Genomic DNA, 23,314 nt, shown 5'->3' with positions numbered 1-23,314 from the left:
GCTTGCTATGCAAACCCATTCACCTTTTGTGTTTACAGTTGTAATCTTCTTCTACTTTACAATTATCGTTTACACTTGTCAACGATAATACTCAAAAAAAGGACGTTCTCCTTTGAAGCGGCCCAAAAAGCGAGACTTTTGGTCTACCTTTGGGCAGTCGCTACAGGTGGAACGTACTTTTTTCTAAGAAACGATCACTGCCGTTGCAGGGGTCGTTTCGCTTATTCAGGTATTGGCTTTAGGAGGCTAGCACTCTTGCCCGTTGGTTTTGATCAGCTCTTGATACCAGTAGAAGCTGTCTTTCTTGTAGCGTGCCAGTGACCCTTCTTGGGTTTCATCTTGGTCGACATAGACAAAGCCATAGCGTTTTTGGTAGCCGTTCAACCAGCTTAGCAAATCAGTGAAGGACCAGGTGCAATAGCCAAGAACTTCCGCGCCGTCGCTGATCGCTTCTTTGATGGCATGGACATGCCCTGCTAAATAATCGATGCGGTATTGGTCATGGATTTGGTGATCGTCTGTTAGTTTATCGTATTCACCAAGTCCGTTTTCCGTAATGATCACAGGCACCCGATAACGGCTAGTGATTCGGCGTAAAGCGATCCGCAGCCCTTGAGGATCGATCTCCCAATCCCAATTCGTCCGTTCCACAAATGGATTTTCAGCTTTTTTGAACATTCCTGGTGTCCCGGTTTCTTCGGAGCTACCTTTTTTCCCAGTGGTGTTCATTTTACCGGCACCGACACCATCTAATGGATTGTAGGCATTCGTTGCTGTTTGGTAATAGTTGATCCCTAAGAAATCTGGTTTTGCTGAACGCAGCAAGTCCATATCTCCTGGTTCAATCGTTGGTGCGATCCCTTGCTCTTTCAAGTAATTCATTGCGGCAATCGGGTATTCGCCCCATAGATAGACGTCTAACCAATAATGCGCCATCAAGTCTTCGGCATTTTCAGCTGCCAAAATATTTTTCGGGTCGCTGTTGATTGGGTAGTTTGGTGAGTAGGCGAAACTTGGTCCGATTTTCCCTGGGATTTTCATCTCATGGAACTTGTTGATCACCGACGCATTTGCCAAGTTAGCGATATGATTGACTTCATACATCCGTTTAGGATCGGTCACTCCTGGTGGATGGGCAGCTAAAAGATAGCCTAAAGAAGTAAAGATATTTTGTTCATTCAAGCTGACCCAATAGTGAACTTTGCCGCGAAAGGCTTCAAATAATACGGCCGCATAGTTGGTGAAATCTTCAATGATTTTGCGAGATTCCCAGCCGCCATATTCTTCTTGCAACGTACGTGGCAGATCCCAATGGTACAAGGTCACCATTGGTTCGATCCCTGCTTTAATCAGCTCATCGATCAATGCTAAATAAAAGTCTAACCCTGCTTGATTGACTTCTCCTCGTCCTTCTGGAAAAATCCGTGTCCATGCAATGGAAAAACGATAGGTTTTCAATCCTTGTTCTTTCATCAAGGCAACATCTTCTTTGAAGCGGTGGTAATGGTCGACCGCGACATCTCCGTTCGTTGCTTTAAAGGTTTTGCCTGGAATGCGGACAAAATCGTCCCAAACTGAAGCGCCTTTGCCGTCTTCTTGCCATGCGCCCTCTACTTGATAGGCTGCTGATGCTGAACCCCATAAGAAATCGTTGGGGAATTCTTTTAGTTGTTTATGATCCAATTGTTTCCCTTCTTTCTGTTTGATGATACCCCTTTCTTAAGTATACCGATAATTGCCTGATTTGTCATAAGAAGATTTTTTACCTGTGCCAAGAAAGCCGATGGCACGCAAAAAACATCCGTGCAAGCAGTGGGTTACTCCTTGTACGGATGCGGACTAGCTATGGATCATGCGTCAAATTGTGCCTGATAGAGTGAGGCATAACGCCCCTCTTTGGCTACTAACTCTTCGTGGGTCCCTTGCTCTACGATATTGCCCTGTTCCACCACGAGGATCGTGTCGGCATGTCGAATCGTGGACAAGCGATGGGCGATCACAAAGGAGGTTTTGCCTTTCATCAATTTGGTCATCGCTGCTTGGATCAGCAGCTCCGTTTGCGTGTCGACATTTGATGTGGCTTCATCAAGAATCAGCAGATCGGCATCTAACAGCATTGCTCGCGCAATCGTCAATAGTTGTTTTTGCCCTTGTGAAATACCGGTCCCGTCTTCAGAAATCAAAGTATCATAGCCTTTTGGCAGGCTCATAATAAAGTCATGGATATGGGCGGCTTGTGCAGCAGCTTGGACTTCTGCCATCGTCGCATTCGCCTTGCCGTAGGCCAAATTTTCAAAAATCGTTCCCGTGAACAGCCACGTGTCTTGCAGCACCATCGCATAGCTTTGCCGTAAGCTGCGGCGTGTCGCTTGGCGGATATTTTTGCCGTCTAACCGAATCGCTCCTTGGTCAGGGTCATAAAACCGCATCAAGAGGTTCACGATGGTGGTTTTCCCGGCTCCGGTTGGTCCGACGATCGCGACCAAGCTGCCAGCTGGTACTTGCAGCGAAAGGTCTTTGATGATGGGCTGCTGTGCTTGATAGCCGAAGGTCACATGGTCAAAGGCGACCTCACCAGACACCTCGTGGTATTCGTAGGCTCCAGGAACATCAGAAACTTCCGGTTCTTCATCCAGCAAACGGAAGATCCGTTCTGCCGCCGCCAATGCCGATTGCAAATCACTGAAGATGTTGGCTAACTCATTGATTGGTCCTGAGAATTTTCTGGAGTAAAGAACAAAGGAAGAAACATTCCCTAATGTCAGATGACCGAACAAAAACAGCAAGGCGCCAAACATACTGATCAAGGACAACGACAGATTGTTGATAAAGTTGATGGAAGGACCAGTCATACTACCGTAGTACTCGGCATTGTAATAGGCATCCACCGCTTCTTGGTTTTTTTCGTCAAAACGGCTGATGATCGCTTCTTCTTGGTTATACAGCTTGATCGTTTGCTGACCAGAAATAATCTCTTCCACAAAGCCGTTCAGCTCACCTAATTTGCGGGAACGACGGCGAAACAATGGTTGAAATTTGCTCATCAAAAAGCGGGTCAAAAAGATCGAAGCGGGAACCGTTACGACAAAAATCAGCACCAGCAGCGGCGAAATCAAAACCATCATCACAAACGAACCAATGATCGTCACAAGACTGCTGAGGACTTGAATGGCATCGCTGGCCAATGACGTATTGATGGTATCGACGTCATAACTGATGCGGCTGATGATATCCCCAGTGGCGACCCGGTCAAAATACCCCACTGGCAATTCGGTGATTTTATCAAAAATCGCCTTGCGCATCGCTGCCACCACCCGCTGACTCAAGCGGATCATCATGAGCGAAATCAGATAACTAAGAAGGGAAGACGCAAGATAAAACAGGAGCATCAGCCCACAATAAAAGAAGACTCGTTCAAAAATGACCTTGCCGGGACCCGGTTGAATAGCATCAATGGCGTACCCGGAAAGCAACGGGCCCACCAAGGCGAAGATGTTGCTGACCATCATTAAAATAGCGGCTGCCAACAGGAGTCCTTTGTACTCGTAGAGATAGCCCCACAAACGCCGGAGTGTTTTCTTGCTATCCTTGGGTTTTTCCGTTTTTTTCTTCGGCATCGTCGGCACCTCCTGTCTGACCTTGATAAATGGCTTGGTAGATCGCATTTTCTGCTAGTAATTCTTGGTGACTGCCAAAACCGTTCATTTGACCATTTTCCAGTACCAAAATTTTGTCGGCATGCTGGATCGAGCTGATCCGCTGCGCGATCAAGACCGTCGTCGTCTGTTGAAACTGCTGTTTCAGGACCTTGCGCAACTGAGCGTCGGTCCGATAATCCAGCGCACTGGCAGAATCATCCAAAATCAAAATTTCCTGATCCCCCGCCAATGCCCGCGATAACAAGACCCGCTGCTTTTGACCGCCGCTTAAATTGCTGCCTTTGGCATGCAGTGGATGAGCTAAGCGCATGGGTAGTTGATTGATAAACTCCTTGGCTTGGGCGCGAGCCGCCGCTTCTTCGATCTGCTCTTTGGAAAACCGCCGGCCAAAAGCGATATTTTCTTCGATCGTTTCCGCAAAAAGCACGTCTTTTTGTAAGACGACACCGAATAACTGATGCAGCTCCGTCGGATCGATGGAGCGAATGTCGCGACCAGCGATGCGAATCATGCCCTTCGTTGGGTCATAGAGCCGCAGCAGTAGTTTGACGATCGTTGATTTTCCACTACCAGTCGCACCGATGATCCCTAAGGTTTCTCCCGGCTGCAAGGAAAAATCGATGTCTTTCAGCACCCGAGTGCCATTAGGATAAGTGAAGGAAACTTTTTCAAAAACGATATGCGCCGACTCTTCTTTGACAGGCGCCTCAATGACTTGCATATTTTGCGGCAGGCGCAAGACGGATTGGATCCGATCGGCAGAAGCCAGCCCCTTCGACACGATTACAAAGATGCGAGTGATACTGAGCATGGCATTCAAAATGATCGTAAAATAGGTCAAAAAGGCAATGATGACCCCTGGTTGGGTCAACCCTTGATTGACGCGAAAGGCACTGACGACGATCACTAGCGTCAGTCCGATATTCAAAAATAGGTCCATCAGGGGTGGTGTCGCAGCCATGGTTCGATTAGCAGTGGTTTCCGCAGCTACTACGTCTTGATTGACGTGGTCAAAGCGCTTTTTCTCGTAATCTGCTTTAGACAAGGCCTTGATCACCCGAGCCCCAGTTACATTTTCTCGGACAGTCCGCACCAACACATCCACTTGCTTTTGCAATGAGGCAAACAAGGGGATCCCCCGTTTTGAGATGGTGACTGCTGCCACTAAAGTGAAGGGCAAGACGCCTACTAAGACCAGTGTCAAAACGGGATCTAATGTAGCAGTGATCATGATTCCCCCTAATAACAGAATCGGGGCACGAATCCCCATCCGTTGGATCATCCCTATCGTTTGATGGATGTTGTAAGTGTCTGTCGTCAAGCGAGACACCAAGGAAGGGATCCCGACTTCTTCGACTTGCGGAATCGACAGATAGGAAACTTTTTCAAATAAGTCATGGCGTATACTACCAGTGGTATCGCGAGCAACACTGGAGGCCATCCGATTGGCGATGATATTGGTGACAACTGCGATGATGGAGCAGACCACCATCGCCCCGCCCCAAGCAAAAATCGCTGATACTTGCTTCGTGGGAATCACAGAATCGATGATATACGCCAAAATCCAAGGCAATAGCAAGTCCATCAATGACCCGAAGAATTTGATGCTGACGCCAAGGGAAATGCGGCCGATATAGGGTTTTAAATATTGAGTCAAAAGATTCATTCCATCGCCTCAACTTTCGCTAAAAGCCGTTGGGAATTTTCTTTGACGATTTCCAGATCAGCGATCAACTGCTGCTGTTGGGCAGCAGAAAAACCTGCTACGACTTGTTCATTCCAGCTTTGAAGCAGCTGTTGGATCTTTGGTTGGACAACAAGTGCTTTTTCGGTTGGATAAACCAGTAATTGTCGTTTGTCGGTGGGACTGCTGGTTCTAGTGACAAATCCTCGTTCTTCTAAGATCGCTAGTTGACGGGCAACATTGCTTTTATTAACAAAAATCTTCTTGGCTAAGGCTTCTTGACTGATCCCCGGTTGACGGCAAATGTTTAAGATATAGGTATGATGCATCCCACCTAAACCAAATTTTTTCAGTTCTTTTTCCCGATAAAGGATGGCGAGACGGGCAATATGATTGATTGAGCGGATAATGGCTTCCATGAGCACTCCTGCCTTTCTTGGTTCTTCAAAGTGTCTTATCTATTATAAGGAATAATCGTTGCGCACGCAACGATTATTGTTTCTCTCGGAAAAAAATAGGTACACTGTTGCTGATCAACAAAAAAAGAACTTCAGCCCTCTCGCTGAAGTTCTTTTCTGATTCATTTTATTCAGATTCTTTCAATAAAGCTTGTACGACCTTACGACGACGATACAGCTGTCTTGTTTTCCAGCTGATAAAGCCGATGAGTAAAGCGATCCAAGAAATGATCGTCAGCCATAAAGCTCCGTCGAAAAACCAAGGTGCGTCATAGTCAACGACTAAGACATTCTCCCCTGCTTGCTGTTGGACAGAAACGGCACCAATGGCACTCAAAGAGACATCTTTCTCAGTTAGTGGCTGCTGATTGAGGGTCAATTCAGTATAGCGGTAATTGATGATCGGTAACGCCTTCCACGCCTCTTGATCACCTTGCCAACGTAAAGTAAGTTTCCCGTTTTCTACGGTTTTTGCCACGGTATCATTTTTTTCAATGATTTCTTCCCCGTACAAATTGTACTTGTTCTTCTTGGTCTCTTGATAGAGGGGCAGATAATCTGGGGTAGAACGTTGATACAGCGCTAATGCTAAGGACTTGTCTTTACTAAAATAGGCTTCCTTCAATTGCGCTTCAGATTCCGCCGAGAGATAGGTGTGGTTTCGCAGTGAAACTGCCGCTTCATCGGAGTGCCAGTCCTGCATTTTGACCGTGTTTTGGATCAGGATTTGACCAACACTCAAAACTAAAACGAGGACGAACCAACGCGGATTTGCCAATGGCTTGCCCCGATAATAAGGAACCAGCAGGCACAAACCGACTAAGATCAAAATCGTGGCAGGAACAAAGAACCGAAAAGGGAATTGTAGTAAATTGATCACACCATTGTCCAGACTGCCTAGCCATTGCCAAGGAATAGCGTTCGATGATAAAACGAAAAAGACCGCTGCAGCTGCTGTCATTAATTTGAAGCCGCCGGATAGACGAGGCCATACACGAATCGCACCGCAAAAGAACAAGGCACATAAGATTGGCAGCAGGTACGGAGTCGTCCACCAATAGCTGCTGGTTCCAGTAATGGTATTGTTCTGCATGTTGCGATTCACAAAAGGCGCGATCAACGTGTTACTCGTATAGAGATCCAACATCCCTAACCAAATATTGGCGGTCAGCAGCAAGAAAATCCCGATCGCTCCTGCTAAGCGCAGCACCAATTGTCGTTTTTCTTCGCCGGAAGTTCCAACAAAAAAGGCGCGTAAGAAAAAGGGCACATATAAGAGCACTAACAAGATGCTTGAAAACACATGGATTTGAAATAAGACTGCCACGGAAACCCCTACCGCAAAAGGCCGCAACCGTTTATGTTCCCCTAGTGCAATCAGTGGAATCAGACACAGCGGTAACACGGCTGCTCCCCAAGCAGAAAAGCCCTGCCGCTCAATCCAATACTGGACAGAATAGGTCGCCATAAACAGGATGCTCATCCCCACTGACAGCCAGCCATTGACTCGTAGTTTCTTTAATAAGCCAAACATCGAAAACCCTGCTAGCAGATAGAGCAGCCCATTGGCGAGCAGTTGGTAGGAAAACCACGAAGGACTCAGCAAGACCAGCAGACCTTGGAAATAGGCAAAAAAGGGACCGTATAATGCATTGACGATACGAGCAGATTGCTGAAACCCGTAGATAGAAAGAAAATATTGAAAATTGCCCTCTTTGATCTGCTGGCTGGTCTCATAAAAACGATTGAAGTGAAAGACCACATCAGAGCCCAAAATCATGCCTTGGCCTAAGATCTGCGGTAATAAAAAAACACCACTCATTGCAATCAGAATCACCACTTGCCAGAAAAGCGGCTTTTGTACTATTTTTTGTTTCAAAAAAAAACCTCCTTGCACCTTTTCGGTACGCTCATAAAAAGAGTACCAGATAGGGACGAGGAGGGGAAAAAGAAAGCTTAGTGAAAAGGGATACATGGTAAAAATTTAACCAATTACTAAACTTTTCTAGGTTTTAGGTGGTCGTTTCTTTGCTTTTTCTCAAATTTATTGGGTGATCGTTTGCCAGCTTTCCAGTAGTTCGCTTAAAAGCGGGACGACCGTTTCTGCAGGGGCTGCCTCTTTTTGGACATTGGCACTGACTAGCTGATCGTACATATAGCCATACAGCTGATCGAGATCTTCAGCAATAGCGCCGCCTTGCTCACGGTCTAAAGAGACCCGTAATTCCAATAAAATATTCTGCGCCTTGACAAATTGCTGATGGGCTTGGCTCAACTCTTCTTTTTCCAATGCGATCACTGCTAATTTGATGTTTTTGATGGCTGCTTGCAACAGCATTTCAATCAGTTTGTTGGGGGAGGCACTCATTACTTGGTTCTGCAGGTAGTTGTTTTGCATTTTTTGATAATTCATCTTTTTTTCCTCACTATAAATCAAATTCGACGAAGGCGGCACTGTCTTCTTGCTGCAAATACGTTTTGACAAGATTGTTTTTGCGGTTCAAACGCCCCAATTCTTGTTTGATCTCTTGCTGCTGGGCTTTGACCTGGTCTAGGAACGCTTGATACGCTTGGATCACTTGTTGCGCCAATGCACTGGTTTGTGGACTATGGCTCTGTTCTTCTGCTTGCATGGCTGCTATGACCGCTGCATTGGCTGCCATCAAACGACCGGCATCTTCGCTGTCGCCGCGCCATTTTGCAAACCCAGTTAAAATCTGATTCAAACGTTCATCTAATGATACGTGTGGCTCCATAGGTTGTTTCCTTTCTTGTTGACGAGGGTTTCTTATGCGAATGAAAAAATGACTGCTTTAATCGGCTATCCTGCCTAGTTTGACGTATTGGCAAACTGATTGCTTAGGTAACTCAGCTGATTTTCAGCCTCCATCATCACGGAGTCTAATTTGGTAAACATTGTGATGTAACGCTCTTTTTTCATTGCTAAAATATCATCAAACCGTGTAATCTGTTTGTTCAAATCCTTGATGGTACTGTCATAGGTCGCAGATTTGGTGGCAATGATCCCTTTATTGGCTGAAGTATTGACGACATAGCTGTTGGCTAATTCTTTTAGCGCTAATGTATAGCCGGTCTCTTTCGTACTCGCAGTGCCATCGGCTTCTTTGGTTTTCGTACTTGCATAAAAGAAGGACTTCACAGCAGCGGGATCTTCCGCTAGGGCTTCTTTTAACTTGGTCGTATCCAGTCCCAATGTACCATCATTATCGACGGTGGAGATGCCTAGCTTATTAGCAGTCAGCTTTGAGCCGCTGACGGCTGGAATGGTGATCAAATTTCGCAATTGAGTCTGTAGACGGGTCAACGCACTGTCTCCCACCAAGGTCCCCGTCTTGTTGTTTTCACTACTAGGATCTCCCACGGTCAAATTATCGCCGATAAAACTCATCAAGCTATTGTATTGATCCACTAATCCTTGTACTGCATCAACGACTTTCGAAGTATCATTGGCTAAAGAAAGCGTCACATGCTCCTCGCTTTTTTTCGCTAACGTCAGAGTGACACCATCGATAACATCCGTCACACTATTGCTGTCGCGGGTGATCTCCATGCCGTCTAGTTCAAAAATAGCCGGTTGGCCTTGCGTCGTAGCCGCAGTTGAACCGATCCCTAATCCTTCGGCGGCATTGCCGTCGATCAAGAAGTTTTTGTCGCCCATTTTCGTATTCGTTAAAATCAAACGGTTATCCACGATGCTCGCTGCAACGAAGGTCGTCTTGCTTTGGCCATTGATCTTAGCTGCCGCATCTTTTAAGCTGTCTTCGGCAGTGATCTCGATCGAAGCGGTGATCGGTTTGCCATCTTCATCGACTTCCGAACTGGTCAATGACAGCTGACCACTGACATTTAGGGCCGTTTTGCTGCTTTGAGCTACTTGACTCCCCGTCACCTTCGTGGCTGTTGCTAGTTGGTTGACTTTTAGATCATAGGTGCCTTCTGGGGCTTCCGTTGTTCCTGCAATTGAAGCGATACTACTATTGGTGGTCGTCGCTTTTTTTGTTTGATAAGCATCATCTTTTTGTAACGCATCGACTTTTGACAAAAAGTTAGTCAAGCGAGTGCTGATATCACTCCATGCCGTTTTTTGTGCTTTAAGCGACGTGATTTTATTCTCAGCACGGGTCTTATTGATCGCATCTGCCGCCAATAATTTTTCAATATCTTCTGAAGTCACGCCAGAATAACTCCCTAGCGTTGTACTGATTCCTGAACTGCTGGTTACACTTGCCATAGTTTCATCCCTTTCGATCGACCGCAATGCCCATGTCATCCCATATTTTTCCAATCACATCTAGCATGTTGGCTGGTGGGATCTCTTTGATCACTTCGTTGGTCTGCATATCCACTAAACGCACCATCGTACGCCCTGTGCGCTCATGTACTTCATAAGCCAATTTCATATCTTTGCCAAGTAGTCGCTGATTCACTTCCTCCACGGAGGCTGCGATCTTGTGCTGATCGGCTACTGAAAAATAGTGGATCGGCGGTTCAGTGACCACTGTCCGTTCCTTTTTCTCCGCCATTTTCCCCTCTTGGTGTTGCGGCTGAAGGTTGGCGGTCTCTGGATCTAGGGATTCGATCGGACGTGCTTTAGCGACCGACGCAACGGCTTCGATCGGGTGTATTCCTGACATTGGCTGAATATCCATCAGAGCTTCCTCATTTCTAAGCGTTTTTGTGCTGCTATGTAAAACACAAGAACTGCGCTTCCCCTAGGCAGTCCTTGTGTCAGTGGTTCACTTGATCAAAAATTATCCTTGTAACAAGCTCAATACGCTGTTAGGCATTGAGTTTGCTTGTGCCAACATTGAAGTTGCTGCTTGAGAAAGGATGTTGCTCTTCGTAAAGCTCATCATTTCTTGGGCCATATCAACGTCACGGATACGTGAGTTTGCTTCAGATAGGTTTTCTTGTGTTGTACCTAAGTTGTTGATTGTGTGTTCTAGACGGTTTTGCGCCGCACCAAGATCCGCACGTTGTGCAGAAACTGCTTTGATCGCTTCATCGATTTTCGTGATTGGGTTGTTTTCAACGCTGACAGTTGCCGCTGCTGCTTTGCCTTCATCAGAAGCGGTAAATGTTGCTAAAGCATCATCGTATGTTTTTTGAGCTGTTGCTTTTGCTGTATCATCCGCAGCTGTGTCGATGGCTGTTTGTAATTCAGCAACTGTTTTACCAGCTGCCGCATCAACTGTGCCGTCCGCTGCATATTTTGTTGTAGCATCTGCTTTGAAGGCAGTCGCTACTGCTTTATCTTTTGCTGCAGCAACAGCTTTGGCATCGCTTGTGTCAATGGCTTGTGTTAAATCTAAGCCTTTTACTTTCAAGGCAGATGAGCTCATGTTGTTGATTGAAACGCCCATTGTTTGGTTTGCGTTGGCACCGATTTGGAAAGTGAATGATTTCGCATCATCGCCTTCACCAGTTAACAAGCTTTTTGTATTGAATTCAGTGGTATTGCTGATACGGTCGATTTCATCAGACAATGCAGTGTATTCTTTGTTGATCGCACTGCGGTCGTCATCACTTAACGTACCGTTTGAACTTTGAACCGCAAGGTCACGCATACGGCCTAAGATGCTGTGGGTTTCATTTAATGCACCTTCTGCTGTTTGGATCAATGAGATACCATCTTGTGCATTGCTTTTTGCTTGTGACAAACCGCCGATTTGGCCTTTCATTTTTTCAGAAATTGCTAAGCCAGCTGCGTCGTCCCCAGCTTTGTTGATGCGTAAGCCTGAAGATAATTTAGACAAAGAATTGCTTTTAGAAGCATTTGCTGCCGTTAGGCGTGAGTAAGTATTCAATGCTGAAACGTTTGTATTGATTCTCATGTGTAGTTCCTCCTAATTTTTATTCGCTAAGGTTTCCCTCTGCTACTATTTATCGGAAGAAACCGTTCAGGGTTAAGCCTTTTTTCTAAAAAAAATAAAAAACTTTTGCTCCCGTCAAAGAACAAAAGTTTTTTGGGTTAATTTAAATAATCTAGAATGGACATCTGCATGATCTTTGTTCCCATTGCTAATGTTGAGCGGTAGGCAGTCATTTGATTTTGATATTCCATATACTTTTCCGCAATATCGACGTCTTGTTTGTTGGACAGTGTTTCGGTCAAGTTCAGCTTTTCCGTCTCATTTCGATCAGCAGCCGCCTCCAAGCGATTGTAGAGGGTGCCGATCTGCGCCCGTACATTCACTACATTGGTGGCATGCTGGTCATGAGCGGTTAAAAGCTCGCCCCCTAAGGCATCTTTATCATCACTGCGCAACGCAGACAATAAATCATTGAAGTAGGTGCTTAAATTTTGGGGATCCGTAGCGGTGCCCGTCTCGTTCATCAGTCGATCACCGCTGGCTAACAGATCCACCGAGACCCCGTTTGCGATTTCTCGGGGCAAGTCTTCACTGGTGCCATTGTATTTGATACCGACGATGGCGTCATTTTCTTTGACGATCTCAAAAGGCGCCGTCGTCGTATTCGTTCCGCTAAATAAATAGCGGCCATCAAAGTTGGTATTTAATGATTCAACGATACCTGCGATCTCTTGCTCGATCTCTGAACGATTTGCGCCTAATTCCTCACTGCCGGCTGTCGCATTGGCAGAAGATTGAACCAATGAGCGAATCCGCAGCATCGAGGTACTGACGCTTTCTAAAGCAGAATCTTGGGCTTTTGTCCAAGAAATACTGTCTTTGATCGTATTATTGTAGGTTTTGTTTTGATTTAACGACACATTGAGATCCATGATTTTTGAAACCAGCAGTGGATTATCCGAGGACTTGCTGACTTCTTTCAAGCTCGATAGCTGATTCAACGTGGATTGGACTTTGGAGGCGTTGGTTCCTAGATTTCGTAGAAAATCATTGTAGGTGATTGAATTGGAAATACGCATGTTCTACACTCCTGTTCGATTGATCAATGTGTCTAACATTTCAGAAACGACCGATAATATGCGGGCATTGGCCTGAAATCCTTGTTGGAAACGAATCACATCTGACATTTCTTCATTTAATGAAACACCGGACACCGATTGATTTTTGTATTCTAGTTGATTCAGCAGCGACAATTGGGCACTGACCGTATTGTCGGCTTGCTGTTTTGAGATCCCGTTTTTGGTGACGATGCTGTTAAAATAACTGCTGACACTCATGCCGGATGCTGCATTAGCAAACGTCAATGTCTCAGAATCAAAAGAAGCGATCGTCTTTTCTGACAACGGGAAATCCAATTTGGCACTGCTGAGTTTCGCCATTGCAGCAGCTCTTGAACCATCTCCTGCTGCATTGCTCGTTCCGCCGGTCACCAGACTTGGGTTATCTAACAGTGCTTGGCTGACCCGAATCGTCGTCGCTGTGCCGGTATCATCTTGGCCGATCTCAAATAGTCCGCTTGTACGAGAAGCGCCGCCGGTAAAGACCATGTTCATGGCTTGCGCGATCGTCGTCGTAAAGTTGTTCAATTCCGTCAAGCGGCTGCCGATTTCACTAGATGATGCTTGCAGGCCACCGATCGCCCCTTCTTTGATCGGCAATTCTGTATAGGCGGTGTCGCCATTGTCGGTGGTTTTCGTCAACAAGACGGTTCCAGCTGGATAAGACCCTGTGATGGTTTCGGCAGGATTCAAGGCGTTGCCGTCTTTGGAAACCAAGGCGCCTGTCTCGCTTTGTCCCACCACCACACTAAGGGTATTGCGTTCCTCCGCACTTAAGATCGTCTGTCCGCTCATGGATACAAACCCACGGCCATACTGATCGGTCTTGGTTTCGATCCCTGCTAGACCCGAGAGATCTTTCAACAGACTGTCTCGACGATCTAAAAGATCATTGGGTGTCTCACCACTCGTCGTCAACCCATAGATCTGTTCATTCAAGGATTGCAGCTGCTTGACCTTCTCATTGAAGTCCAGCGCGGATTTTTCGATGGTATCCAGCGTGTCGCTTTGCAGCTGCGTCATTTGTTTGCCCATTTGGTTGATGGTATCGGCAAATGTACTGCTGTTTTCCAGCACAAGGGTCTTAGACGTATCCAGTTCAGGATTGTTGGCTAATGCGGTCCAAGAATCAAACATCGTTGCCAGCTGTTTGGACAGTCCGTTGTCAGAAGGCTCATTCATTAAACTTTCCAGCTGTCCTAATATGTCTGCTTTTTGTTCATAATATGTATAGGTAGAATTGGCATTGCGTACTTGTCCAATGACAAAATCATCGACGATCCGTTCGACACTGCCGACTTTCACACCCATACCGATGCTGCCGACACCCGCTAGATGGTAAGACGCTTCGGCTTGCAAGTTGACTCGTTGTCTTGAGTAGCCGTCTGTATTGGTATTTGCAATGTTATGGCTGCTGGTTTGCAACGCTGCTTGATTGGCGGTCATGCCCCGGGTTGCGGTGCCTAATGAACCAAATAGTCCTGTCATAGAAGTACTCCTTACATTTTTTGATCGATGATCGCTGTTGAGACAGCTTGTTTTTCTTGGTATTTCGAATACGTATTTGCCGGTGTCTTGATATTTTCTTTGACTGCATCCATCAAAACGGTTTGGAAACTAATGGCTTGTTCCGTCAGCAGGAGATTCTCGGCTTGCTGCACTTGGATCTGGCGGATGAGTTCTTTGATCGCCCCTGAAAGAGTTCCTTCATACGTGGAAAAAACGGGTACGAAGGCGGTTTTTTTCTCGACGAGTTCTGGTAATTTTTCTGCTTGATTTTTGATCAAGCAGGTCTTTTCTTTTTGCAGCAACCGCAAGAACTGCTGTAGCTGACGCTCAAATTCCCGTTCTGTCATCTAGTCGACCTGCTTTTCATCTTGTTGCAGCATTTTATCGGCGATCGTTTCGGCAGATACTTGGTAGGTGCCTTCTTTGATCGCTCGTTTCAATTCTGCCACTCGTTCACTGCGACTGGCTGTTTGATTGGCACTCTTTTGAATGGCTTGAGCTGTTTCGGACAATTGAACATCGACGGTTTTTTCTGTCTGAGCAGCAGTTGGCTTTTCTTGTTTGACCGCTTCACGTTTGATGGCCTTGTCGCTGTATTCTGCGTAACCTCTTTCGATTTTCATAGGTTCTCCTCCGTTCTCATTCTTCTACCCTCTACTATCGGTCAAATCACAAAAAAGTTAAACCCATATGTTTAACTTTTTGCGATTTCTTCAAATTAATGCAAATTGTGGATGCGTTGTTTTTGCGAAAGAATGTTGGTGATCCGTACGCCGAAGTTTTCATTGATGACCACGACTTCCCCAGTAGCGATCAGTTTGCCGTTCAACAAAATCTCTAGCGGTTCATCCGTCAGTTTTTCCAGCTCGATGACGGACCCCGTATTGAAAGATAAAATGTCCTTAATGGTTTTTTTGCTGCGGCCTAACACGACACTTAGATCCAGTGGCACATCAAGAATCAAGTCCAAATTATCCCCATCGCTCACCCCGCTAGAGGCCAATGTTTGAAACGCCGGTTTGCTGACTTCCACGGGTTTTGATGTAGCCGCCGGTTCAGGGGTAGGCGCAGCAACGGGTGCCGTTGGCTGCGGTGGTGGTGTTTCTCGAGTAACGACAGTCGCTTCATCGGACAGCATCGCACTGGCGATATCGTTAACCACCGGATCCGTAAAGATCTGCATGATTTTGCTTTCGATCAGACCTTCGACGCGCAAAGAAAATGAGATACAATAAATCTCTTCCTCTGCCTCGATCCCGCTATACTCAATGTTTTCTGGTGTCTCCCATAGTTTGACGATCGGCGGTAAGATATCCACTTTACGGCTGATCATCGTCGCCATCGAAGTCGAGGCAGTCCCAATCATTTGGTTCATGGCTTCTGCCACAGCACTTAGCTCTAATTCCGTGAATTGGGTGTTGCTGGTTTCACCGGTTCCCCCCATCATCAAATCAGCGATCACGATGGCATCTTTGACTTCTAACAGCATCAAATTACTGCCTAAAAGGCCTTCTTTAAATTCAACTGTCGTTGCTACTTTTGGTGCAACGAGGTCGTTTAAGATCTCACCAAATTTGATTTTAGACACCCGGGGAGTCGTGATGCTGACCCGACGATCAAGAATGGAAGACAACGTCGTCGCCGCTTGCGACATGGAGATATTGCCAACTTCGCCGATAATGTCGACTTTGACTTGCTCTTCTAATCCTTGCGGCTGGGTTGGGGCACTTTGATTCAACAATGCATCGATTTCTGCTTGGGATAAACGTTCACTCATAGTTCTTGCTCCTCTTCTAACTTGTCTAATAATTCAATGGCTAAATGGTCCTCTTGCTTCCCAGGTTTTGCTCGGAAGTAAGGTTTTCCATCGATGAAGGTCTCTAATGGTTCAGTAATTTTTTTGTCTAGTTTGATGACATCGCCTTCTTCTAAGTGGAGAAACTCAGAAAGACTCATTTGAGCATGGCCCAGCAGAACTTCTAGATTCAATCCGACCCCATTCAAACTTTTTTGCAACTCGCGGCTATCGTCTTGGTTGACTGGCTGATTGCTATCAAACCAATTGCGGAAACTTAATTTATCAATGATCCCTTCAAAGAAGACATAGGGGATACATAGATTGATAAAATGTTTCACTTCAAAAATTTTGATAGTAAAGGTCACTAACACGACGGGTTCGTTGGGCGACATGTTTTGCATCAATTGCGGATTCGTATCGATTCCATCCAAAACCGAATCCAAGGCAGCGATGTCCTTCCAAACATTTTGGTAGACCCGTACAAATTGTGCCACCACTTCTTCCAAGATCGCTGTTTCAATATCAGTAAAACTTTTTTTCTCGCTAAAATCCATTTCAATCGGCTTGTTTTGATAAACATCCAAGCCGCCGCACAACAACTCCACTAACATCATACACAGTTGTGGGTTCATCTCGATCATTTGGATCCCGCTCAAAGGCTGCGAATGAAAGAGCCCCAACAAAGTAAATTTTGGTATCGAATGGATAAATTCGTCATAACTGACTTGTTCGATAGCTGCCAACTGCAAAGAAACATTGGTCCGCAGTTGGGTAGAAAGCATGCTGCTGCTCATCTTCGAGAAATCCTCGAAGATCATGTGCAGGGTATTGACGTATTCTTTCGACAGCTTTGTTGGTCGGCGAAAATCGTAGGCTTTCACTTTGGCTTGTTTGTCTTCTATCTCAATAATTTCTTGATCGATCTCTCCGCTGCTCATCGCATTCAACAATAAATCAATCTCTTGCTGCGTCAATACCTGATCCACACTAATCCCCCATTTTTTTAAAAAATCATGTGATCGATTTGAATCACACTGGCTACTTTTTCACCGATCGTCACGACCCCAACGGCATGTTCTGTCTCTTGATTGCCCAGTTGGATATCGTCTTCAGTGATATCAAGTACTTCAATTACTTCTTCTACGAGGACCCCTTTGGTCTCCTCTTGCTTCTTCATGATCAATATGTTTTTTTCGTAGGCTGGTTCCATGATGGGAATCAATTTTGCCAAACGAATCACCGTTACGACAGACCCCCGCAGATTGATCAACCCTTCCACCCACTCTGGTGCTAGGGGCACCTTCGTAAAAGAAGGGGCATCAATGACCTCGTCCACCGAGTCCGCCGAGATCAAATAGTACTGCTGAGCCATTTTGAAAAGAATCATCTGCATGTCGCTATCCTCCTAGGCATTAGGCAAAGGCTTTGTCGATGGCAGTGATTACGCGGTCCGTGTCAAAGGGCTTCACGATAAAGTCCACCGCACCGGCGCGAATCGCATCCATCACCATTCCTTGTTGTCCCATGGCACTGCACATTACGACTTTGGCCTGCGCATCAAACGTGCGGATCATTTTTAATGCCTCTAAGCCATCCACTTCTGGCATCGTGATATCCATAGTCACTAAGTCTGGTGTCGTTGCTTGGTATTTTTCAAAAGCCTCTTGGCCATTTTGGGCTTCCCCCACGACTTCATAGCCGTTTTTTTCTAAAATATCCTTTAATTTCATGCGCATAAATACCGCATCATCCACGATCAATACTTTTTTTGACATTGTATTTGCCCCTTTCAAATTCCTAATGAATCAAATATGTTTTCTAGTACACCGATTTCTGGAATCAAAAATAACGATGCCTCTAATGTTTCTTTGGCGTAGACGAACTCATTACGAATCACCATCACCTGCTCATCATACTGGGCCATCGCCAGATAGATGGAGCTGATCGCTGCGCCAAAGAAATCATAGCTGGCGCTTGGTAAAGACGCACTCAGCTGAGTTTCCAATAGTTGGCCGATCGCGATCAAAAAAGAATTGGTAAGAATGTTAGTCAACTCGTTGATGACCGATTGCTTCAATTCTTCAGACGGATCGATTTCTTGGATCATCAACTGACGCAATTTTGCGGCGGATTCATCCGTTAAGACAAACAAGAAGATCCCTCGAAACGCCCCTTCGATCTGGCTCATCACCACATGAACTTCTTTGTCTTCCGCCATGATCTGCTGATACAGGTCCTCATACGCTAGAATCTCGACTTCCGGTACCCGCATATCGATCGGTTGTTGGACGAGCTTTGATAAACTCGTCGCAGCGTGACCACCGCCGATATTGATTAGTTCTTTTAGGCCATCGATTTGCAGCGCTGTATAACTCATAGGCGGTCATCCTTTTTTTCCTGACAGATGGCATGAATGTCTAGGATCAATGCGATCGAGCCGTTGCCCATAATCGTTGCCCCTTGATAGCGATTCAGCTTTTGCAGCAATGGATCGATTTTCTTGATGACGATTTCTTGCTGGCCGATCAGCTCATCTGCCAAAATGCCGTGAAATTGCTGGTCATTGTTGACGATGATGGCGAATTTTTTCTCAGATGGATCGCCTTCGATCGCTAAGAGTTGATCGGTCCGAACCAAGGGAATCAACTCCTCTTGAAAACGATAGACCTCATCCGAGACCGTCTGGATGATCTCTTCTTCTTTGACCATCACCACGCGTTCGACGAGATTTAGTGGAATCGCAAAGGTTTCTGCTCCGACGCGAACCATCAACGCTTGAATGATCGACAGAGTCAATGGCAATTTGATCACAAACTGCGTGCCTTTATTTGGCTGGCTCTTCATTTCGATCGTGCCCCCTAGTTGGGTGATCTTCGATTGCACGGCATCCATCCCGACACCGCGCCCAGAAATGTTAGTCACTTCTTGCGCCGTTGAAAAACCAGGATGGAAAATCAGCTGCTGCAACGCTTCATCGGAAAGACCTTCCGTTGCTAAGCCTTTCTTTTCAGCACTTGCTTTGATTACTTGCGGATCAAGGCCTTTGCCATCATCCTCTAAAGTAATGATCACGCGATTGCCTTCTTGGTAGGCCGCCAAGCGAATCGTGCCCTTGCGCGGTTTGCCCAGTTTTTCCCGAACATCGGGTGCTTCGATGCCGTGATCGACAGAATTACGCAATAGATGGACCAGAGGTTCACTCAACTCAGAAACCACTGTTTTATCCAATTCCGTTTCTTCCCCAAAAATGACAAGTTCCATTTCCTTTTGCAGTTCATTGGATAAGTCCCGAACCATTCGCGGAAAGCGACTAAAGACGACATTGACTTGCTGCATGCGGATCCGTAAGACCAAATCTTGCAGCTCAGAGGTCAATCGTGAAACTTGCTCTAAGGGGTCTTTGACTGCTTCGATGTTTTCCCGCTCACTGACATCTTCTAATTGATTGCGATAGACCACCAATTCGGACACGAGATCCAAGAATGAATCTAAGCGATTCAAGTCGACTCGGATCGATTGATTTTGGGCGGACGCATGATGCGCGGGCGCCGGCGATTTTTCTTTCGTTTCTGTTGTCGCTTGCTGAAGAGCAGAAGTCTCTGACTCTGGGGTCGGCACTGGTTGAAGCAGCTCTTCTGTCTCCTCCAACACAGCAGCTGAAGGATCAAACGGTGCCACCACGAAGGCTTCGATCTCACTATTGCTGGCGATGTTTTGCTCGACATCAGCCAGTGTTTGCTGCGTCAAATACAGCAGTGAAAAATCTGATTCAAAGGTGCCTTCTTCGAGTGTTTGGGCATCTGGTTCTGTATAGAGAACATCCCCTGCTTGGCCAAGCTTTTCCATGATCAAGAAGGCACGAGCACCTTTTAACATGGATTGGGCATCTAAGCGAACAGCAATTTGGACCGCTTGATAGCCATCTCCAGCCGCTTGCTCGATCACATACAGATCAGAAGGATCGATCTGTTGAAGCTGTGGGGTTAACGCGCCCACTGCGGTGGGTTTTTGGTTTGCTTCTGTCTCGGTTGATATACCGCCAGAATGTTCCGTTTGGTCAAGTTCGGCCAATAAATCGGCAATTTGAGCTGGCTGCAGGTCGCGTTCTTCCCGCAAGTCCTCCACAAGTTCTGACAGGCGATCCAGACATTTGAAAATCAATGAGATCGATTGCTGGGTCACTTGCAAGGTCCCTGTTTTAAATAACTCAAAAATATTTTCCATTTTATGGGTCAGCTGCGTCATGACGTCATAGCCCATCGTTGCCGCCATCCCTTTAAGGGTATGGGCAGAACGGAAAATATCATTCAGCAAGGCGCTATCTTTTGGATCGTTTTCCAATTGCAAGACATGATCATTCAACTGTGCTAAATGATCGTCTGTTTCTTCAAAGAAAAGGGTACGATAGACACTATTGTCATCCAAATGGGTCCCTCCTTTACAAAATTATACTTTTTGATAGATAAACGAATCGATTTTCTTGAGACCGAATTGTTCCGCAAAATTGATCGTTTCTGTCGCTCCCGTAAACAAAATGCCCCCTGGGACCAATGCATCGCTGAATTTTTGATAGACGGCATCCCGAGCATCACTTTTGAAATAAATCGTCACATTGCGGCAAACGATCACATCAAAAGGCCCATTATACGGGTCTTTCAAAAGGTCGTGTTGCTTAAAATGAACTCGCCGTTTGATTTCTGGTTTGATTTGAAACTGGTTCTTTTCTTTTGCATCAAAAAAACGGGTACGTTCTGCCGCTGAGACATTCCGCAATTCGTGGTCTCGATAGAGTCCTTGCTTGGCTTTTGCCAAAATTTGCGTATCGATATCGGTGGCCAAGACATTGGCTGCGGCAATTTGATTTTTTTCTAGCAGCATGGCGATCGTATAGGGTTCTGCCCCAATCGAACATGCGGCACTCCAAATTTTTGGCAGCGTGGTTTTCGGGAGAACAATGGTTTTCAAGACGCGTTCAAAGGCGTCAAACAGTTCTTTGTTGCGATAAAATTCCGTTACGTTAATGGTGATATGGGCTAAAAAAGCCGCCCGCACCCCGTCATCTCCTTCGATCAACTGCTGGTATTCCCTCAACGTTTTTGCCCCGCTGTTTTCCATGATCGTAAGGATGCGGCGCTGCATTTGATTTTCTTTGTATGCGGCTAATGGAATCCCTAATCGGCGATCCACCCACGCATTAAATAAGGCAAATTCTTCTTCCATCTTCTTCACCTGACCATCTGTGCAATTTTTGCTTCAATGCCCTGCAACGGCAGGACTTCATCCACGACTCCTTGTTCAATGGCATACCGCGGCATCCCAAAGACTGTACACGTTTCTTTGTCTTGAACGATCGTATAGCCCCCAGCCGCTTGGATCTGTCGTAAGCCAGCGGTGCCGTCTTTTCCCATCCCCGTCAAAACCACCGCCGCTAGTTGCGGGCCATAGTAGTCAGCTGCTGAGGAAAAAAGATAATCGACGGTTGGCCGCGTCCCATGTCGTTTTTCTCGCTGGTCCAGTTGCAAGTGCCCTTGTTTGACCGTCATGTGGTAATCCCCTGGACAAAGATACACTTGATTTTCGATCCGCATGCCATCGACTGCTTCTTGTACTCGGACGGTTGTCTCTGTGTCTAAGCGCTTTGCAAAGGAAGCCGTAAATCCCGCAGGCATATGCTGAACAATCAAAATGGGACAACACAAACGCGCAGGCAAACGGCGGATTATCCCCAGCAAGGCACGCGGTCCGCCTGTTGAAGCACCAATGACTAGCGCATCAAGTAATACCGGCAAGCTGTTTTGCGTCAGCTTAGTGGGTTGGGCAATCGTTGGCATCAGGGTTTGAACCGTGCCGGCTTCATGATCCATCGCCAAAATTTTTTGATGAAATTCAGCGATCCATTCTTTTTCAATCATCGATAGACTGACCGGTTTTTCGACAAAATCTCGGGCGCCTAGCGCCAATGCCTCAATCGTGGTTTCTTGATTGGTTAATGAACTAAGCATGATGACGGGAATGGCTGATTGCTGTTTCATCCTCCGCAAGGTCTCTAATCCGTTCATCACAGGCATCTCCACATCCATTACTACCAAATCGATCGCTTCTTTGGTCAGATAGTCCAATGCTTGTTTGCCATTGCGGGCAGCGACGGTCACTTCGATATCAGGCAGCTGATTCAATAAATCTGTCACTACTTTCCGCATGAATGCCGAATCATCGACGATCATTACTTTTTTCATATCCCTGTACTCCTTTTACAAATAAACGATTTCTTGTTTGACTTGCCGAACCATGGTCTTGAAATCCTGAAGATCTACGATCATCGTTCGACCAGCGCTGCCGCCAACATGTTTGGCTACGATCGGAATGTTTAGCCGAGCCAAGACTTCCTCGACGGCTTCAATATTGCGCTGACCAATGTTGCTGGCAGCGTTAAGCGTCTGGAACTGAAACATATTGGCGCCCCCAACGATTTTCGCTTGAAAGCGAGGCCGACGGATCTTTTGTTCCAGCTCAGCCACCATCGCTGGCAATGCCAAATCCGCAAACTTCTCGGGCTTGATTTCCCGCTTGTGCAAAAAAGGCTGACTATCTGGCAGCATAATATGACTCAAGCCGCCGATATGACTGGCTTCATCGTAAATGATCGTGCCGATGCAAGAACCTAAACCCACCGTGATCAAGCGCGTTGGCGCTTGGGCGATCTTATACTCCGAGATCCCCACATGCAGTTCCTCATTCACGGTCATCATTGTCATCGTCATTGGCGGCTGCCAATTCCTCTGTCTGATAGGCGTCTAACTCAGCCGTCATCTCAGCGGCTTGTTCATAGCTGAAGAGAAATGGCAGTTCCAATGCCAGCACAAGTTCATCGTCTTTTTCCAAAAAGGCTTCGATATAGTTTTGCTTGAGTCCTGACGTATTTAATTCCGCATTGCTGGGACTTTCAACTAGCGGCAAAATGCCGACGATCTCTTCCACGTAAAGGCCGATCGCTTGCTCTTGCCAGTGACACAACAAGACCACATTTTGCCCAGTTTCCGGCGTAAATTCATCAAACAGCTTTTTGCGGATGTCAATGATCGGAACCATTGCCTCTTCAAAAGGCTGGATCCCCAACACGAAATCCGCCACTTCCGGCAGCTGTGTAAAAGAAGCAGCCTCAATGACCCGTACCACATAGTCGATACGCAAGGCAAAGAGTTGTTGATGACTTTTAAATACAACGTATTGTTCCATTGGCGTCACTGCTCCTTT

24 protein-coding genes are annotated in these 23,314 nt (G+C 46.2%); all 24 read right to left on the bottom strand.

The window, feature by feature from the left end; all coding sequences use genetic code 11:
• Positions 1–246 precede the first annotated feature (246 nt).
• Positions 247–1,683, bottom strand: a complete 1,437-nt coding sequence (locus tag IGK63_RS00750; RefSeq protein WP_008376556.1) for a glycoside hydrolase family 1 protein — start codon at positions 1,681–1,683, stop codon at positions 247–249.
• 167 nt (positions 1,684–1,850) lie between these two features.
• Positions 1,851–3,617, bottom strand: coding sequence for an ABC transporter ATP-binding protein (locus IGK63_RS00745; RefSeq protein ID WP_016611591.1), 1,767 nt, complete (start codon positions 3,615–3,617; stop codon positions 1,851–1,853).
• Positions 3,583–5,325 (bottom strand): ABC transporter ATP-binding protein, encoded by a 1,743-nt coding sequence (locus IGK63_RS00740; protein WP_429972419.1) that lies wholly within the window; start codon positions 5,323–5,325, stop codon positions 3,583–3,585. Before IGK63_RS00740 ends, IGK63_RS00745 begins: the two co-directional genes overlap by 35 nt.
• The gene (locus IGK63_RS00735) at positions 5,322–5,762 is read right to left on the bottom strand and encodes a MarR family winged helix-turn-helix transcriptional regulator (RefSeq protein WP_429972418.1); all 441 of its coding nucleotides are present in this window, start codon (positions 5,760–5,762) and stop codon (positions 5,322–5,324) included. The genes IGK63_RS00740 and IGK63_RS00735 overlap by 4 nt, the downstream gene beginning before the upstream one ends.
• Positions 5,763–5,928: 166 nt before the next feature.
• The gene (locus IGK63_RS00730) at positions 5,929–7,680 is read right to left on the bottom strand and encodes a hypothetical protein (RefSeq protein ID WP_008376564.1); all 1,752 of its coding nucleotides are present in this window, start codon (positions 7,678–7,680) and stop codon (positions 5,929–5,931) included.
• 165 nt (positions 7,681–7,845) lie between these two features.
• The gene (fliS, locus tag IGK63_RS00725; RefSeq protein ID WP_008376567.1) at positions 7,846–8,214 is read right to left on the bottom strand and encodes a flagellar export chaperone FliS; all 369 of its coding nucleotides are present in this window, start codon (positions 8,212–8,214) and stop codon (positions 7,846–7,848) included.
• Positions 8,215–8,227: 13 nt separating this feature from the next.
• On the bottom strand, positions 8,228–8,557 hold the full coding sequence (locus tag IGK63_RS00720) for a hypothetical protein (protein ID WP_016611597.1): 330 nt from the start codon (positions 8,555–8,557) through the stop codon (positions 8,228–8,230).
• 74 nt (positions 8,558–8,631) lie between these two features.
• A complete protein-coding gene (fliD, locus tag IGK63_RS00715) occupies positions 8,632–10,053 on the bottom strand; it encodes a flagellar filament capping protein FliD (RefSeq protein WP_429972547.1) in 1,422 nt (473 codons plus the stop codon).
• Between the two features lie 4 nt (positions 10,054–10,057).
• Positions 10,058–10,471, bottom strand: coding sequence for a flagellar protein FlaG (locus IGK63_RS00710; RefSeq protein ID WP_016611599.1), 414 nt, complete (start codon positions 10,469–10,471; stop codon positions 10,058–10,060).
• Between the two features lie 102 nt (positions 10,472–10,573).
• Positions 10,574–11,656: a flagellin gene (locus IGK63_RS00705; protein ID WP_008376575.1), complete on the bottom strand. Its 1,083-nt coding sequence runs from the start codon at positions 11,654–11,656 to the stop codon at positions 10,574–10,576.
• 137 nt (positions 11,657–11,793) lie between these two features.
• Entirely contained in the window at positions 11,794–12,714 is a 921-nt protein-coding gene (gene flgL, locus IGK63_RS00700) for a flagellar hook-associated protein FlgL (RefSeq protein WP_008376577.1), read from the bottom strand.
• A 3-nt stretch (positions 12,715–12,717) separates the two neighbouring features.
• On the bottom strand, positions 12,718–14,241 hold the full coding sequence (gene flgK / locus IGK63_RS00695) for a flagellar hook-associated protein FlgK (RefSeq protein ID WP_008376579.1): 1,524 nt from the start codon (positions 14,239–14,241) through the stop codon (positions 12,718–12,720).
• A gap of 11 nt (positions 14,242–14,252) precedes the next feature.
• Complete coding sequence (locus IGK63_RS00690; RefSeq protein ID WP_008376582.1) at positions 14,253–14,609, bottom strand: hypothetical protein; 357 nt, start codon at positions 14,607–14,609, stop codon at positions 14,253–14,255.
• Positions 14,610–14,885 (bottom strand): flagellar biosynthesis anti-sigma factor FlgM, encoded by a 276-nt coding sequence (gene flgM / locus IGK63_RS00685; protein ID WP_005232754.1) that lies wholly within the window; start codon positions 14,883–14,885, stop codon positions 14,610–14,612.
• Positions 14,886–14,980: 95 nt separating this feature from the next.
• Entirely contained in the window at positions 14,981–16,039 is a 1,059-nt protein-coding gene (gene fliY, locus IGK63_RS00680; protein WP_087664765.1) for a flagellar motor switch phosphatase FliY, read from the bottom strand.
• Positions 16,036–17,046, bottom strand: a complete 1,011-nt coding sequence (gene fliM / locus IGK63_RS00675) for a flagellar motor switch protein FliM (protein ID WP_016611601.1) — start codon at positions 17,044–17,046, stop codon at positions 16,036–16,038. Before fliM ends, fliY begins: the two co-directional genes overlap by 4 nt.
• A 17-nt stretch (positions 17,047–17,063) precedes the next feature.
• A complete protein-coding gene (locus IGK63_RS00670; RefSeq protein ID WP_005232757.1) occupies positions 17,064–17,453 on the bottom strand; it encodes a chemotaxis protein CheW in 390 nt (129 codons plus the stop codon).
• A gap of 19 nt (positions 17,454–17,472) precedes the next feature.
• Complete coding sequence (locus IGK63_RS00665; RefSeq protein ID WP_003129084.1) at positions 17,473–17,835, bottom strand: response regulator; 363 nt, start codon at positions 17,833–17,835, stop codon at positions 17,473–17,475.
• A gap of 14 nt (positions 17,836–17,849) precedes the next feature.
• Positions 17,850–18,437, bottom strand: a complete 588-nt coding sequence (locus IGK63_RS00660) for a chemotaxis protein CheC (protein ID WP_008376598.1) — start codon at positions 18,435–18,437, stop codon at positions 17,850–17,852.
• Positions 18,434–20,485, bottom strand: coding sequence for a chemotaxis protein CheA (locus IGK63_RS00655; protein ID WP_016611602.1), 2,052 nt, complete (start codon positions 20,483–20,485; stop codon positions 18,434–18,436). Before IGK63_RS00655 ends, IGK63_RS00660 begins: the two co-directional genes overlap by 4 nt.
• Positions 20,486–20,506: 21 nt before the next feature.
• Positions 20,507–21,280 (bottom strand): CheR family methyltransferase, encoded by a 774-nt coding sequence (locus IGK63_RS00650; protein ID WP_005226631.1) that lies wholly within the window; start codon positions 21,278–21,280, stop codon positions 20,507–20,509.
• Positions 21,281–21,285: 5 nt separating this feature from the next.
• Positions 21,286–22,296 carry a chemotaxis-specific protein-glutamate methyltransferase CheB gene (cheB, locus tag IGK63_RS00645; protein ID WP_016611603.1) on the bottom strand — a complete coding sequence of 337 codons (1,011 nt, stop codon included), beginning with the start codon at positions 22,294–22,296 and terminating at the stop codon, positions 21,286–21,288.
• A gap of 15 nt (positions 22,297–22,311) precedes the next feature.
• Positions 22,312–22,821, bottom strand: a complete 510-nt coding sequence (locus IGK63_RS00640; RefSeq protein WP_005226629.1) for a chemotaxis protein CheD — start codon at positions 22,819–22,821, stop codon at positions 22,312–22,314.
• A complete protein-coding gene (locus IGK63_RS00635; protein WP_005232772.1) occupies positions 22,793–23,296 on the bottom strand; it encodes a chemotaxis protein CheW in 504 nt (167 codons plus the stop codon). Before IGK63_RS00635 ends, IGK63_RS00640 begins: the two co-directional genes overlap by 29 nt.
• Between the last annotated feature and the right edge of the window lie 18 nt (positions 23,297–23,314).

It is taken from the genome of Enterococcus sp. AZ040 (assembly GCF_050499185.1).
Lineage (GTDB): Bacteria > Bacillota > Bacilli > Lactobacillales > Enterococcaceae > Enterococcus_D > Enterococcus_D entomosocium.
Note: the sequence above shows the minus strand (reverse complement) of the source record. Positions and strands in the feature narration are given on the sequence as shown.